This is a genomic window from Leclercia sp. Colony189, from assembly GCF_009740165.1.
Taxonomy (GTDB): Bacteria; Pseudomonadota; Gammaproteobacteria; order Enterobacterales; family Enterobacteriaceae; genus Enterobacter.
Genome location: NZ_CP046557.1, coordinates 239014 through 252333, shown reverse-complemented (window position 1 = coordinate 252333; position 13320 = coordinate 239014). Strand labels below are relative to the sequence as shown.

Here is a 13320-nt window from a genome sequence, read left to right as displayed (position 1 = left end):
CGGGCCTACAGGGTTTGCCAGATTGTAGGCCGGATAAGGCGAAGCCGCCACCCGGCTTTTTTATGCCCAGTAACTCACCGCCAGGCCGAGGAACAATACCAGCCCGACATAGTTGTTATTGAGAAAGGCTTTAAAACAGGCCTCGCGTTCGCGGTTGGCAATGAGCTTTTGCTGGTAGATAAAGAGCACACCCGCCGCCGCAACCGCCCCGTAAAATGCCCCGTTCAGCTGGTTCAGGTAACCAATTGCCATCATCAGTGCCAACACCGCGACCTGCAAAATCCCAATGATCAGCTTGTCCTGACGACCAAACAGAATGGCCGTCGATTTAATGCCAATCTTCAGATCATCGTCGCGGTCAACCATCGCGTACTGGGTATCGTAGGCCACCGCCCAGAGGATATTGGCCAGGAACATCAGCCAGCAGCTCAGCGGCACACTTTCGCTGACGGCGGCAAAGGCCATGGGGATCGACCAGCCAAAGGCGGCGCCCAGCACCACCTGGGGCAGATGGGTATAGCGCTTCATAAACGGGTAGACCCAGGCCAGGGCCAGCGCTGCCACGGAGAGCAGGATGGTCATGGTGTTGAGGGTCAGCACCAGCAGGAAGGAGAGCAGGACCAGCACCACAAACAGCGTCCGCGCCTCTTTCTCCGTGACATCACCGCTCGGCAGCGGACGATTCGCGGTGCGTTTCACGTGGCCGTCAAATTTGCGATCGGCATAATCGTTAACCACACAGCCCGCGGCTCGCATCAACCAGACACCCGCCACAAATACCGCCAGGATCCACAGCGGCGGCAGCCCGGGGGTTGCTACCCACAGCGCCCACAGGGTCGGCCACAGCAGCAGTAGCGCACCGATCGGCTTATCCGTTCGCATCAGGCGGTGGTACGCCAGCAGCTTGTTCTGCGTCAGACTCCACTCCATTTTCTCTTCCTCTTAGTACAACGGTGACGCCGGTAAAAACAGCTCGGTCAGCATTAAGGGTTTACCACTTAAGCGCAAGCGGGAACGGCGTCCCCATAATCCGGCATCGCGTCCAATTTCAATAAAATCGCGGGTCAGCTCGGAGGAGGTGAACAGATAGCGTCCCAGCGGGGTTTTGCCCATCTGCTGCAGCGCCATCTCCGGCCCGGTAAGAGTGGATTCTGGCACCACCGTGCGCCCGGCCAGCCACGGCTCGCCGTCGGCACAGAGCAGGATCTCCCGCAGCCAGTAGCGCGCCTCTTTCGGCAATAATGGCAGCTCATCCGCCACCGCGTCAGGCGTGACGAATCCCTCCTGAATGAGGGTAACGGTGACGTTCTTGCCCTGCTGCTCAAAACGTTTAGTCATGGAATCTTCCAGCAGCAGCCAGTCGAGCTGCTCCGGTTCCAGCGCAGGGATTTCGTCAAAATAACGCAGCGCACGCAGGAGCAAAAGCGCGGGGTGTGACATGCCAGTCTCTCCAATACATAACGTAAAGCTATTGTATCGCAGAAACGCCTAATGGGGGCGGGCAAACGTGAGTTAGCGAACATTATCGCAACAGAGATGCAACAGCGGTGTAAATCACAAAAAAAAGTGCGCCCATAGGGGCGCACCAAACTACTGACAAAATCAGCATTGTGGGGAGACGGTCACCCCTTGCCTTTTACACTGCTGATAAAGGTGGAACGGGCAGTGGTCGAGCCTAAACGCTCTGCTTCATCCAGCAGTTTCAGCGCTTTATCGACATCACCTTTTGCGACTGCCTGCTTAATGGCCTGATTAAAGTAGGCTTCGGTATCGGTCAGTACCGGCTCGCTCTTCTTCGCCGGGGCCGGGGCAACGACTGGCGCGGCAGCCGGAGCCGCAGCAGGTGCAACCGCTGGCGCAGCATAGACCGGTGCCGCGGTATTGCCTACGGTGACCGGGCCAGGACCGGAGGAGCCAAACAGCGGACCGACCAGCACGCTGGAGGTGCTGTTAGTGGAGACTTTCAGCTTCAGCTGGCCATCCGTCACATGACGGGCAATCGGGTCCGGAATATCCGGTACGGCGTTGCCGGTGCCTTTGGCATAGGCTTTCGCCGGATCGATCAGTTTGGTGGTTTGCTGCAGATCTTTGTCGGTGGTAAAGACCAGGACGTACAGTTTCTGCTGACCCAGGGCTGGCGTCAGGCGCATGACCCCTTCCAGACGATCGGCGCTCATTACGCCCGGCTCCTGGTAGGTGAAGTATTCGCTTGGGAAGTAGGCAGACGGCGTCAGGTTCTGATCCAGAATCAGCACGTTCGGTGCAAATACGCTGGTCTGTTTCTCCACCACGCTTGTCAGCGTCAGGGTGATTTCGCCGATATTAGCCGGCACACTGTACGCCGCCACCGGGCCGGCGATCCCCGCCACGTTTAAGGTCTGGCCGCCGGTAGAAAGTTGGGTGGTCTGGGTTTTGGACTGATCGACAGGCGTCCAGACCAGCTGTTGCAGCGCGGCTGCCGGAACCGCAGGCGCAGCGCTGGTGTTTTGTGGGACGAAATTGACGTTCGCAAGCGTGATGGCAGGAGCTCCTGCCAGCAGACCTGCGGAGAGGCACAGCGCGACGAGACTTTTTTTCATTTTCATTATGTTTACCTCAGATTGCGTTAGCACTGCGGTGGCCAGGCAATAGCGCGCAGCACCCTATGAAGAGAGGGGCTTGCGCCCCTCTTTTAGGTCAATACATCAGGTGTTACGACTTACCACCAGATCTCCATCTGGGCACCGAAGGTCCACTCATCGTTGTCGCCACGGCTGAAGGTTTTCGCGGAGGTGTCGTTGTACGCTACGCCAGAGGTGTAGCCTGCATCGCCATTGTTCGCGTAACCCCATTTCTCATCCCACTTGGCGTAGGTTGCGAAGACGCGGATAGCCGGACGGGACCAGATGCTGTCGCCAGCCTGCCACTGTTGGGCCAGGGTGATTTTGTACTGGCTGTTGGTGTCGTCAGTTTTCTGAGATTTGACGTTGTCGTAGCCCACTTCCAGCAAGGTGGACATGATTGGCGTCCATTTGAACATCGGACGAACACCGACGGTCCACCACTCGGTACCGTTGTTGTTGTCCAGGTCGATGTTCTGGTACATACCGACGTACATCAGATCCCACTGGTCAGCCAGGGTGACAGCACCGTGGTCAAGAACGCGGATCATGGAGCCGTCGTTGTTCAGGCTCGCACCCTGCGGAATACCTTTACCGTTAGAAGTCATGGAGTCTGTTGCGTACTGAACAACAAACTTGTTAAAGCCTTTCAGCATGCTCTGAGTATGTTCAGCGGTGAACATCCAGCCATCTTTAGAGGCGCCAGGCTGCAGGTAGTAGTCGTCAGGAATGTTGGTGTGACCGTAGTCAACGCCCAGCTCCAGCGTACCGCCTGGGTTGATTTCCATACCGGCTAAACGAACGTCAAAGACATCGTTTGGTACGATATTGTCGTAAATACGGTCGCCATTTGCATCGAAGTCGGCAAATGCAGAAGAGCCGCCGGACTCAGAAGAACGGGTCGCTGCCAGAGAGAGTTTACCGAAGCCCAGATCGATGTTTTCGATACCTGCACCAGGACCGGAGATATCCCAGTAGTAGAAGTCGATCATGTGAACGTCATGACGCTGATAGAAGCGCTTACCGGCCCAGATAGTGGAACCTGGCAGCCATTCAATCAGGTTTTTACCCTGCACGTTAGCTTCGCGGAAGGCCGGGCTGGTTGATTCCCAGTCGTTCTGCTGAGAAACAGAGTAGGCTACGTTGGTGTCGAAGTAGAAGCTCTTGTCGCCCTCTTTCCACACTTCCTGACCCAGTTTCAGTTCGGCATAGGTTTCACATTCGTTACCAAGACGGTATTTGCTCTGTGCACCTGTTGCCTGGAAACACTGTTGTTCGCCACCACTCCCGGTCCAGCCAATGCCAGAACGAGCATAACCTTTGAAGTCTACAGCGCCGGCCTGGGCAGACAGGATGCCTGCCGCAATGGCGAGTGCCAGAGGGACTTTGCGCAGAGTAATCATTATTCTATCTCCTGAGATCATTGCTTTTCTTTGAACACTTCACCTGATGGTTTCGTGCTTATTATTGGGATTGCTTAAACGCCGGGCTCTTGATGCAGCCGACGACATGCGGTGCCATCCTCACGGAACAGATGGCAGCGCTCTGGCGGCAAGCCGATAGCGAATGTGGCACCCTCTTTTACCAACACCACGTCGTTCTGGCGGTAGACCAGGTTCTGACGAATGGCTGGGATCTGGATATGAATCTGTGTTTCGTGACCTAACTGCTCAACCACCTGAACCTCGCCCTCCAGGGTCACATCAGCGATGTGGCTTGGCAGCAGATGTTCAGGACGGATCCCGAGGGACATGTTGGCCCCCACGTTGACGTTTACGCTGTCTACCGGCAGCCACACCTGCTGGCGGTTCGGCAGCTCAACCTGAACCTGATCGATGGCAGTGGCGGTGACTTTTACCGGCAAGAAGTTCATCTTTGGCGAGCCAATAAAGCCCGCAACAAAGCGGTCTGCCGGGTAGTGATAGAGCTCCAGCGGTTTACCCACCTGCGCCACGCGACCGGCATCCAGCACCACAATCTTGTCGGCGAGAGTCATCGCTTCGACCTGATCGTGGGTGACGTAAATCATGGTGCGGCCAAGACGCTTGTGCAGACGGGAAATCTCAATACGCATCTGCACGCGCAGCGCGGCGTCGAGGTTCGACAGCGGCTCATCGAGCAGGAACACGCGCGGCTCTGCCACCAGCGTACGGCCAATCGCCACGCGCTGGCGCTGCCCACCGGACAGGGCCTTCGGCTTACGCTCCAGCAGATGCGCCAGCTGCAACACTTCAGCAACCTGGGTCACGCGCTGGTTGATGGTCTCTTTTTTGGCGCCCGCCAGCTTGAGGCCGAACGACATGTTCTCGGCAACGGAGAGGTGGGGATAAAGCGCATAGGACTGGAAGACCATCCCGACGCCACGCTCCGCAGGCGGAATATCGTTCATGCGGGTATCGCCAATCATCAGATCGCCGCTGGTGATGGTTTCCAGACCGGCAATCATACGCAGCAGCGTGGATTTACCGCAGCCTGACGGGCCAACAAAAACCACGAATTCACCTTCCTGGATATCGAGATTGATATCTTTCGATACCACCACGTCACCCCAGGCTTTCGTTACGTTACGCAGTTCTACGCTCGCCATGCCCTACTCCCTTCGTTACAGCCTGTCATCAACAGAAACATTCAATATGGGCTGACTATGCGGTATCGGGGCGTTTCGCGAATCCTCCACCCCCAGCCTTTTTTATGGGGGAGGAGGCGGGAGGATGAGAGAGTGGACTCCGCCAGCGCCCCCCGGGGGCGGAGGCAAAATTCGTGATGTCACCGGCAAAATTCATCGCTCTTTTGTGTGCGCCAGGACACATAACTGAAATTTATGCAACGCAGATCACATAAAGAGGGGGTGGGGCGTAGGGGCCAGGAGGATGGAAAGAGGATGTCAAATAAGGAGACTGAGCGACGTTGAACCACCTCAATGTATCCACAGCACATCACCAAAAAGGATGGCAGATATGAATATCAAGACTGGCGCACGCGTTTTCGCATTGTCCGCCCTTGCAGCAATGATGATTTCCGCACCTGCGCTCGCCAAAATTGAAGAAGGTAAGCTGGTAATCTGGATTAACGGCGACAAAGGCTATAACGGCCTGGCTGAAGTGGGTAAAAAATTCGAGAAAGATACCGGCATTAAAGTCACCGTTGAACACCCGGACAAGCTGGAAGAGAAATTCCCACAGGTTGCTGCAACCGGCGACGGCCCTGACATTATCTTCTGGGCCCATGACCGTTTCGGCGGCTATGCTCAGTCTGGCCTGCTGGCCGAGATCTCCCCGGATAAAGCCTTCCAGGACAAGCTGTTCCCGTTCACCTGGGACGCCGTGCGCTACAACGGCAAGCTGATCGCTTACCCGGTTGCGGTTGAATCGCTCTCCCTGATCTACAACAAAGACCTCGTACCGAACCCGCCAAAAACCTGGGAAGAGATCCCGGCGCTGGATAAAGAGCTGAAGGCGAAAGGTAAGAGCGCGCTGATGTTCAACCTGCAAGAGCCGTACTTCACCTGGCCGCTGATTGCAGCCGACGGCGGTTATGCGTTCAAGTTTGAAAACGGCAAATATGATGTGAAAGACGTCGGCGTGGACAACGCAGGCGCGAAAGCGGGTCTGACCTTCCTGGTTGACCTGATCAAGAACAAACAGATGAACGCGGATACCGACTACTCCATCGCAGAAGCGGCCTTCAACAAGGGCGAAACCGCGATGACCATCAACGGTCCGTGGGCGTGGTCCAACATCGACAAGAGCAAAATCAACTACGGCGTCGCGGTGCTGCCAACCTTCAAAGGCAAGCCGTCTAAACCGTTCGTTGGCGTGCTGAGTGCCGGTATCAACGCCGCCAGCCCGAACAAAGAGCTGGCGAAAGAGTTCCTCGAAAACTACCTGCTGACCGATCAGGGTCTGGACGAAGTGAACAAGGACAAACCGCTGGGCGCCGTCGCGCTGAAATCCTTCCAGGAGCAGTTGGCGAAAGATCCACGTATCGCCGCCACCATGAGCAACGCCGAGAAGGGCGAAATCATGCCTAACATCCCGCAGATGGCTGCCTTCTGGTACGCCACCCGTACCGCGGTGATCAACGCCGCCAGCGGTCGTCAGACTGTGGATGCTGCGCTGAAAGATGCTCAGGGTCGTATCACTAAGTAAGTAAAAGCGGCGGGTGGCGCTTCGCTTACCCGCCCTACAACTACGGTTCGAGCCGTAGGTCAGGTAAGCGGAGCGCCACCTGACAATAAGTTTTCACAGTTGTAGAGGAAGAACCCCATGGATGTCGTTAAAAAGAAACACTGGTGGCAAAGCGACACGCTGAAATGGTCAGTGATTGGTCTGCTGGGTTTGCTGGTGGGTTACCTTATTGTTTTGATGTACGCCCAGGGGGAGTACCTGTTTGCCGCCATGACGCTGATTTTAAGCTCGGTCGGCCTCTATATTTTTGCTAACCGCAAAGCCTACGCCTGGCGCTATGTCTATCCAGGCGTTGCCGGGATGGGGCTGTTTGTCCTGTTCCCGCTTATTTGCACCATCGCCATCGCTTTCACCAACTACAGCAGCACCAACCAGCTCGCCCAGGAGCGCGCCCAGCAGGTACTGATGGATCGTTCCTATCAGGCCGGTAAGACCTTTAACTTTGGTCTCTATCCCGCAGGTGACGAATGGAAGCTGGCGCTGACCGACGATGCCGCAGGCAAATATTACGTCTCCGACGCCTTTAAATTTGGCGGCGAGCAGAAACTGGCCCTGAAAGAAGCTGATGCCCTGCCGGAAGGGGAACGCGCCAACCTGCGCGTCATCACCCAGAACCGTCAGGCGCTGACCCAGATTACCGCTGAGCTGCCGGACGAAAGCAAAGTCATTATGAGCTCGCTGCGCCAGTTCTCCGGCACCCGTCCGCTGTACACGCTGGGCGATGACAGCACGCTCACCAACAACCAGACCGGCGTGAAGTACCGCCCGAATAACGACGTCGGCTTCTACCAGTCCGTGAATGCTGACGGCACCTGGGGCGACGATAAGCTCAGCCCGGGCTATACCGTCACCATCGGCTGGGATAACTTTACCCGCGTCTTTACCGACGAAGGCATTCAGAAACCGTTCTTCGCCATCTTTGTCTGGACCGTGGTCTTCTCGATACTGACCGTGATCCTGACCGTGGCCGTTGGCATGGTGCTGGCCTGCCTGGTGCAGTGGGAAGCCCTGAAAGGCAAAGCGATTTACCGCGTCCTGCTGATCCTGCCATACGCCGTACCGTCGTTCATTTCGATTCTGATTTTCAAAGGGCTGTTCAACCAGAGCTTTGGTGAAATCAACATGATGCTGAGCAGCCTGTTTGGTATCAAACCGGCGTGGTTCAGCGACCCGACTACCGCCCGCAGCATGATCATCATCGTCAACACCTGGCTCGGCTATCCGTACATGATGATCCTGTGCATGGGGCTGCTGAAGGCGATCCCGGATGACCTGTATGAAGCGTCGGCCATGGACGGAGCCACCCCGTTCCAGAACTTCTTTAAGATTACGCTCCCGCTGCTGATCAAGCCGCTGACGCCGCTGATGATTGCCAGCTTCGCCTTTAACTTTAACAACTTCGTGTTGATTCAGCTGTTGACCAACGGTGGCCCGGACCGTCTCGGCACCACTACGCCAGCCGGTTATACCGACCTGCTCGTGAGCTACACCTACCGCATCGCCTTCGAAGGCGGCGGTGGTCAGGACTTCGGTCTGGCGGCAGCGATTGCCACCCTGATCTTCCTGCTGGTGGGCGCGCTGGCAATCGTGAACCTGAAAGCAACCCGCATGAAGTTTGACTAAGGAGGGTACTGAAAATGGCTATGGTCCAACCCAAATCGCAGAAATTACGTTTACTGATCACCCACCTGGGTCTGCTGATTTTTATCGCGGCAATCATGTTCCCGCTGCTGATGGTTATCGCCATCTCCCTGCGTTCGGGTAACTTCGCCACCGGTAGCCTGATCCCGGAGCAAATCTCCTGGGAGCACTGGAAGTTAGCGCTGGGCTTCAGCGTGGAACATGCTGATGGCCGCGTCACCCCGCCGCCGTTCCCGGTGTTGCTGTGGCTGTGGAACTCGGTGAAAGTCGCCACCATCACCGCGATCGGTATCGTGACGCTCTCCACCACCTGCGCCTACGCCTTTGCCCGTATGCGCTTCAAAGGGAAAGCGACGCTGCTGAAAGGGATGCTGATTTTCCAGATGTTCCCGGCGGTCCTGTCCCTGGTGGCGCTGTACGCCTTGTTTGACCGCCTCGGCCAGTATGTGCCGTTTATCGGTCTGAACACCCACGGTGGGGTGATTTTCGCCTACCTCGGCGGGATCGCGCTGCACGTCTGGACCATCAAAGGCTATTTCGAAACCATCGACAACTCGCTGGAAGAGGCCGCGTCGCTGGATGGCGCCACCCCGTGGCAGGCGTTCCGTCTGGTGCTGCTGCCGCTCTCCGTACCGATTCTGGCGGTGGTCTTTATTCTGTCGTTTATCGCCGCCATTACCGAAGTGCCGGTCGCCTCACTGCTGCTGCGTGATGTGAACAGCTACACCCTGGCGGTAGGGATGCAGCAATACCTCAACCCGCAAAACTATCTGTGGGGCGACTTTGCCGCAGCCGCTGTCCTCTCCGCTATCCCGATCACCGTCGTCTTCCTGCTGGCCCAGCGCTGGCTGGTGAACGGCCTGACCGCGGGGGGCGTGAAAGGTTAATTTTCATTGTTATTCCACTGCAACCCTCAACTTTGCCTTGATGTCTTGATCCAAACTTGTGACTGTTTTCGGCGGCCCTCGGGCCGCCCTTTTTTTATTCCCGTTTCAGTCGCTTCGAGTTGCACAGCCAGAGGGTGACCACCAGCAGCAGGATAGCCGCCGAGTAGAGCAGCACGTCGAGGGGCGATTTATGATCGACGATGATCAGTCGCACAATCGCGGTGATACCAATGTAGACAAAGTAGCGCAGCGGGAAGTGAAAGCCAGACTGAAAGTACTTGACGATCAGGGCGATAAATTCGAAGTAGAGAAAGTAAACCACCAGCCCTTCAACCAGCTCGTATTTGCTGGTTTGCTCAGGGGCGAAAAGCACATCAGCCAGATGCACCGTCTCTTTACCGAGGAAGACGACCAGGATCAGGCCAAGGCTCAGCAGACCCAGGTTCAACACGGTCTGCAGAATGGTTGAGATAAACTCAACACGCGGGCGAGTCAGGGATGTCATACAGCACCTCATTCTCCGGGACGAGATTCCTGTATAACGCAAAAATGTGACGGGGATCTATATTTTTTGTTTATATTTTGTGCAGATCTGCCGGGCGGCACTCAGTTTGCCCGGCCTACGGGGTTTTGTAGGCCCGGTAAGCGTAGCGCCACCGGGCAGACAGACCGCAGCAGAATTATGCGCGCCAGGCTTTATAACGGTTAATCAGGCCGTTGGTGGAGCTGTCGTGGCTGCTAATGTCCTGGTTATCCCCCAGCTCAGGCAGGATGCGGTTAGCCAGCTGTTTGCCCAGCTCAACGCCCCACTGGTCAAAGGTGAAGATGTTCAGGATCGCGCCCTGGGTGAAGATTTTGTGCTCATACAGGGCAATCAGCGCACCCAGGCTGAACGGGGTGATCTCACGCAGCAGGATGGAGTTAGTTGGACGGTTGCCTTCGAACACTTTGAACGGCACCACGTGATCCAGGGTCGCCGGATCTTTACCCTGATCGCGATACTCCTGCTCAACCACGTCACGCGCTTTACCGAACGCCAGCGCTTCGGTCTGCGCGAAGAAGTTCGACAGCAGCTTCGGATGGTGGTCAGACAGCGGGTTATGAGTGATAGCCGGGGCGATGAAATCGCACGGTACCATTTTGGTGCCCTGGTGGATCAGCTGGTAGAACGCGTGCTGGCCGTTGGTGCCTGGCTCACCCCAGATGATTGGGCCGGTCTGGTAATCCACGGCGTTGCCGTTACGGTCAACGTATTTACCGTTGGATTCCATGTTGCCCTGCTGGAAGTAGGCTGCGAAACGGTGCATGTACTGGTCGTACGGCAGGATCGCTTCGGTTTCTGCACCAAAGAAGTTGTTGTACCAGATGCCGATCAGCGCCAGCAGCACCGGCAGGTTTTTCTCTGCCGGCGTGGTAGAGAAATGTTTATCCATCGCATGCGCGCCGGAGAGCAGCTCAACAAAGTTGTCGTAGCCCACGGAGAGTATGATAGACAGACCGATCGCGGACCACAGGGAGTAACGACCGCCAACCCAGTCCCAGAACTCGAACATGTTGGCAGTGTCGATGCCGAACTCGCCGACCGCTTTAGCATTGGTGGAGAGCGCCGCGAAGTGTTTCGCCACGTGCTGCTCGTCACCGGCACTCTGCAGGAACCAGTCGCGCGCGCTGTGGGCGTTGGTCATGGTTTCCTGGGTGGTGAAGGTTTTGGACGCCACCAGGAACAGGGTGCTTTCCGGGTTCACTTTTTTCAGCACTTCGGCGATGTGAGTGCCATCGACGTTAGAGACAAAGTGCATGTTGAGGTGGTTTTTGTACGGGCGCAGCGCTTCGGTCACCATAAATGGGCCAAGGTCGGAGCCGCCGATACCGATGTTCACCACATCGGTGATCGGTTTGCCGGTGTAGCCTTTCCACTGACCTGAGATGATTGCTTCCGAGAAGGTTTTCATCTTTTCCAGCACGGCGTTCACTTCAGGCATCACATCTTTGCCGTCAACGATGATTGGAGTATTGCTACGGTTACGCAGTGCAACATGCAGTACGGCGCGATCTTCAGTACGGTTGATCTTCTCGCCAGAGAACATGGACTTGATGGCACCGCTCAGATCGGTCTCTTTCGCCAGATCCTGCAGTTTTGCCAGCGTCTCTTCAGTGATGCGGTTTTTGGAAAAATCGACCAGCATCTGATCGTCAAACGTCGCGGAGAACTTATTGAAACGATCGCCGTCTTTCGCGAACAGCTCCGCGATAGTAACGTCTTTCATCTCATCAAAGTGTTTCTGTAATGCCTGCCAGGCTGCAGTCTGCGTTGGGTTGATATTTTTCATAGCAATACTCTTCTGAATTGAGAATTGTGACCTCGGTCGATTGTAGCCTCTGCCGCTAAAAATTGTGATGGTTTTTATGCCATTGGCCTGGCTTGCATCAAGTGCAGTGCAAAAGCTCCAAAAGTATAGCTGTTATAAGTCCTGTTTCTCATATGGAATGCAGCATGAAAAATCCGCATAATCCCAGCGTTGACAGGATCCCCTGCACATTTTATTTATACACACGGTATTTGCGCCTGCACCGATAAAACTATTTTGTCCTTGTGCCATGGTCGCTTTTTTCCTTCCCTGACACGAGGTTGTTATGACGAGTTTTGTTGTCGCCAAGTTTGGCGGTACCAGCGTGGCCGATTTTGATGCCATGAACCGCAGCGCCGATGTGGTGCTGGCCGATCCGAATACCCGGCTGGTGGTGTTGTCCGCTTCGGCGGGCGTCACTAATCTGCTGGTAGCCCTGGCAGAAGGGCTGGAAGCGAGCGAGCGCCAGGCGAAGCTGGAAGCGCTGCACAAAATTCAGTTCGATATCCTTAGCCGTCTGCGCGATCCGAGCGTCATCAGCGAAGAGATTGAGCGCCTGCTGGAAAATATCATCACCCTGGCCGAAGCCGCCTCTCTGGCCACCTCCACCGCCCTGACCGACGAGCTGGTCAGCCACGGTGAGCTGATGTCGACCCTGCTGTTTGTCGAAGTGCTGCGCGAGCGTAACGTTCAGTCGCAGTGGTTTGACGTGCGTAAAGTGCTGCGCACCAGCGACCGTTTCGGTCGTGCCGAGCCGGATATTGAGGCCATTGCCGAGCTGACCACCCAACAGCTGGCGCCGCGTCTGGCGGAAGGGATTGTCATCACCCAGGGCTTTATCGGTAGCGAAGCCAAAGGCCGCACCACCACGCTGGGCCGTGGCGGCAGCGACTACACCGCAGCCCTGCTGGGCGAGGCGCTGCGCGCCTCCCGCGTGGATATCTGGACGGACGTGCCGGGTATTTACACCACCGACCCGCGCGTGGTGCCGGCGGCAAAACGTATTGACGAGATCGCCTTTGAAGAGGCCGCCGAGATGGCGACCTTCGGCGCGAAAGTGCTGCACCCGGCGACATTACTGCCGGCAGTGCGCAGCGACATTCCTGTGTTCGTCGGCTCCAGCAAGGATCCAAAAGCGGGCGGCACCATGGTGTGCAACACCACCGAAAACCCACCGCTGTTCCGCGCCATCGCCCTGCGTCGCAAGCAGACCCTGCTGACCCTGCACAGCCTGAGCATGCTGCACTCCCGCGGCTTCCTGGCCGAGGTATTCAGCATTCTGGCGCGCCACAGCATCTCGGTTGATCTGGTCACCACCTCAGAGGTGAACATCGCCCTGACGCTGGACACCACCGGCTCAACCTCCACCGGCGATACCCTACTGACGCAATCTCTGCTGATGGAGCTCTCTGAGCTGTGCCGCGTCGAGGTGGAAGAAGATCTCGCCCTGGTGGCGATCATCGGTAACGAGCTGTCCCGCGCCAGCGGCGTGGGCAAAGAGGTGTTTGGCGTGCTGGATCCGTTTAACATCCGCATGATTTGCTATGGCGCATCCAGCTACAACCTCTGCTTCCTGGTACCAGGCCATGAAGCCGAGCAGGTCGTGCAGAAACTGCATCATAACTTGTTTGAATAACAAAAAAGGGCCCGGACAACC

11 protein-coding genes are annotated in these 13320 nt (G+C 56.5%); 4 read left to right on the top strand and 7 right to left on the bottom strand.

What is annotated here, in order from left to right:
* Nucleotides 1–60 precede the first annotated feature (60 nt).
* The 5 genes from ubiA to malK form a co-directional block, all read right to left on the bottom strand.
* The gene (ubiA, locus tag GNG29_RS01170) at nt 61–930 is read right to left on the bottom strand and encodes a 4-hydroxybenzoate octaprenyltransferase (protein ID WP_103177841.1); all 870 of its coding nucleotides are present in this window, start codon (nt 928–930) and stop codon (nt 61–63) included.
* Between the two features lie 12 nt (nt 931–942).
* Complete coding sequence (ubiC, locus tag GNG29_RS01165; RefSeq protein ID WP_156653720.1) at nt 943–1440, bottom strand: chorismate lyase; 498 nt, start codon at nt 1438–1440, stop codon at nt 943–945.
* 182 nt (nt 1441–1622) lie between these two features.
* Nucleotides 1623–2585 (bottom strand): maltose operon protein MalM, encoded by a 963-nt coding sequence (gene malM, locus GNG29_RS01160; protein ID WP_156653719.1) that lies wholly within the window; start codon nt 2583–2585, stop codon nt 1623–1625.
* Between the two features lie 113 nt (nt 2586–2698).
* Nucleotides 2699–4006 carry a maltoporin gene (locus GNG29_RS01155; RefSeq protein ID WP_103181013.1) on the bottom strand — a complete coding sequence of 436 codons (1308 nt, stop codon included), beginning with the start codon at nt 4004–4006 and terminating at the stop codon, nt 2699–2701.
* A 71-nt stretch (nt 4007–4077) separates the two neighbouring features.
* On the bottom strand, nt 4078–5187 hold the full coding sequence (malK, locus tag GNG29_RS01150; RefSeq protein ID WP_103177838.1) for a maltose/maltodextrin ABC transporter ATP-binding protein MalK: 1110 nt from the start codon (nt 5185–5187) through the stop codon (nt 4078–4080).
* Nucleotides 5188–5557: 370 nt separating this feature from the next.
* Here malK and malE point away from each other — a divergent pair, with 370 nt between their 5' ends.
* The 3 genes from malE (at nt 5558) to malG (ending at nt 9315) form a co-directional block, all read left to right on the top strand.
* Nucleotides 5558–6748 (top strand): maltose/maltodextrin ABC transporter substrate-binding protein MalE, encoded by a 1191-nt coding sequence (malE, locus tag GNG29_RS01145; RefSeq protein WP_139156313.1) that lies wholly within the window; start codon nt 5558–5560, stop codon nt 6746–6748.
* Nucleotides 6749–6865: 117 nt separating this feature from the next.
* Complete coding sequence (gene malF, locus GNG29_RS01140; RefSeq protein ID WP_103177836.1) at nt 6866–8410, top strand: maltose ABC transporter permease MalF; 1545 nt, start codon at nt 6866–6868, stop codon at nt 8408–8410.
* 14 nt (nt 8411–8424) lie between these two features.
* Entirely contained in the window at nt 8425–9315 is an 891-nt protein-coding gene (malG, locus tag GNG29_RS01135; protein ID WP_032615951.1) for a maltose ABC transporter permease MalG, read from the top strand.
* Between the two features lie 94 nt (nt 9316–9409).
* Here the strand turns inward: malG and psiE are convergent, their stop codons facing one another.
* Both psiE and pgi read right to left on the bottom strand, forming a co-directional pair.
* The gene (gene psiE / locus GNG29_RS01130) at nt 9410–9820 is read right to left on the bottom strand and encodes a phosphate-starvation-inducible protein PsiE (RefSeq protein WP_103825384.1); all 411 of its coding nucleotides are present in this window, start codon (nt 9818–9820) and stop codon (nt 9410–9412) included.
* Nucleotides 9821–9995: 175 nt separating this feature from the next.
* Nucleotides 9996–11645, bottom strand: a complete 1650-nt coding sequence (gene pgi / locus GNG29_RS01125) for a glucose-6-phosphate isomerase (protein WP_156653718.1) — start codon at nt 11643–11645, stop codon at nt 9996–9998.
* A gap of 304 nt (nt 11646–11949) precedes the next feature.
* On the opposite strand from pgi, the gene lysC reads away from it, so the two are divergent.
* Nucleotides 11950–13299 (top strand): lysine-sensitive aspartokinase 3, encoded by a 1350-nt coding sequence (gene lysC, locus GNG29_RS01120; RefSeq protein WP_114388200.1) that lies wholly within the window; start codon nt 11950–11952, stop codon nt 13297–13299.
* Nucleotides 13300–13320: the final 21 nt, after the last annotated feature.

Bases quoted from the DNA above. Each gene is read 5' to 3' on its own strand.
- ubiC (WP_156653720.1), bottom strand. From the start codon at position 1,440: ATGTCACACCCCGCGCTTTTGCTCCTGCGTGCGCTGCGTTATTTTGAC.
- pgi (WP_156653718.1), bottom strand. From the start codon at position 11,645: ATGAAAAATATCAACCCAACGCAGACTGCAGCCTGGCAGGCATTACAG.
- malE (WP_139156313.1), top strand. From the start codon at position 5,558: ATGAATATCAAGACTGGCGCACGCGTTTTCGCATTGTCCGCCCTTGCA.
- malM (WP_156653719.1), bottom strand. From the start codon at position 2,585: ATGAAAATGAAAAAAAGTCTCGTCGCGCTGTGCCTCTCCGCAGGTCTG.
- malK (WP_103177838.1), bottom strand. From the start codon at position 5,187: ATGGCGAGCGTAGAACTGCGTAACGTAACGAAAGCCTGGGGTGACGTG.
- malF (WP_103177836.1), top strand. From the start codon at position 6,866: ATGGATGTCGTTAAAAAGAAACACTGGTGGCAAAGCGACACGCTGAAA.
- psiE (WP_103825384.1), bottom strand. From the start codon at position 9,820: ATGACATCCCTGACTCGCCCGCGTGTTGAGTTTATCTCAACCATTCTG.
- ubiA (WP_103177841.1), bottom strand. From the start codon at position 930: ATGGAGTGGAGTCTGACGCAGAACAAGCTGCTGGCGTACCACCGCCTG.
- malG (WP_032615951.1), top strand. From the start codon at position 8,425: ATGGCTATGGTCCAACCCAAATCGCAGAAATTACGTTTACTGATCACC.
- lysC (WP_114388200.1), top strand. From the start codon at position 11,950: ATGACGAGTTTTGTTGTCGCCAAGTTTGGCGGTACCAGCGTGGCCGAT.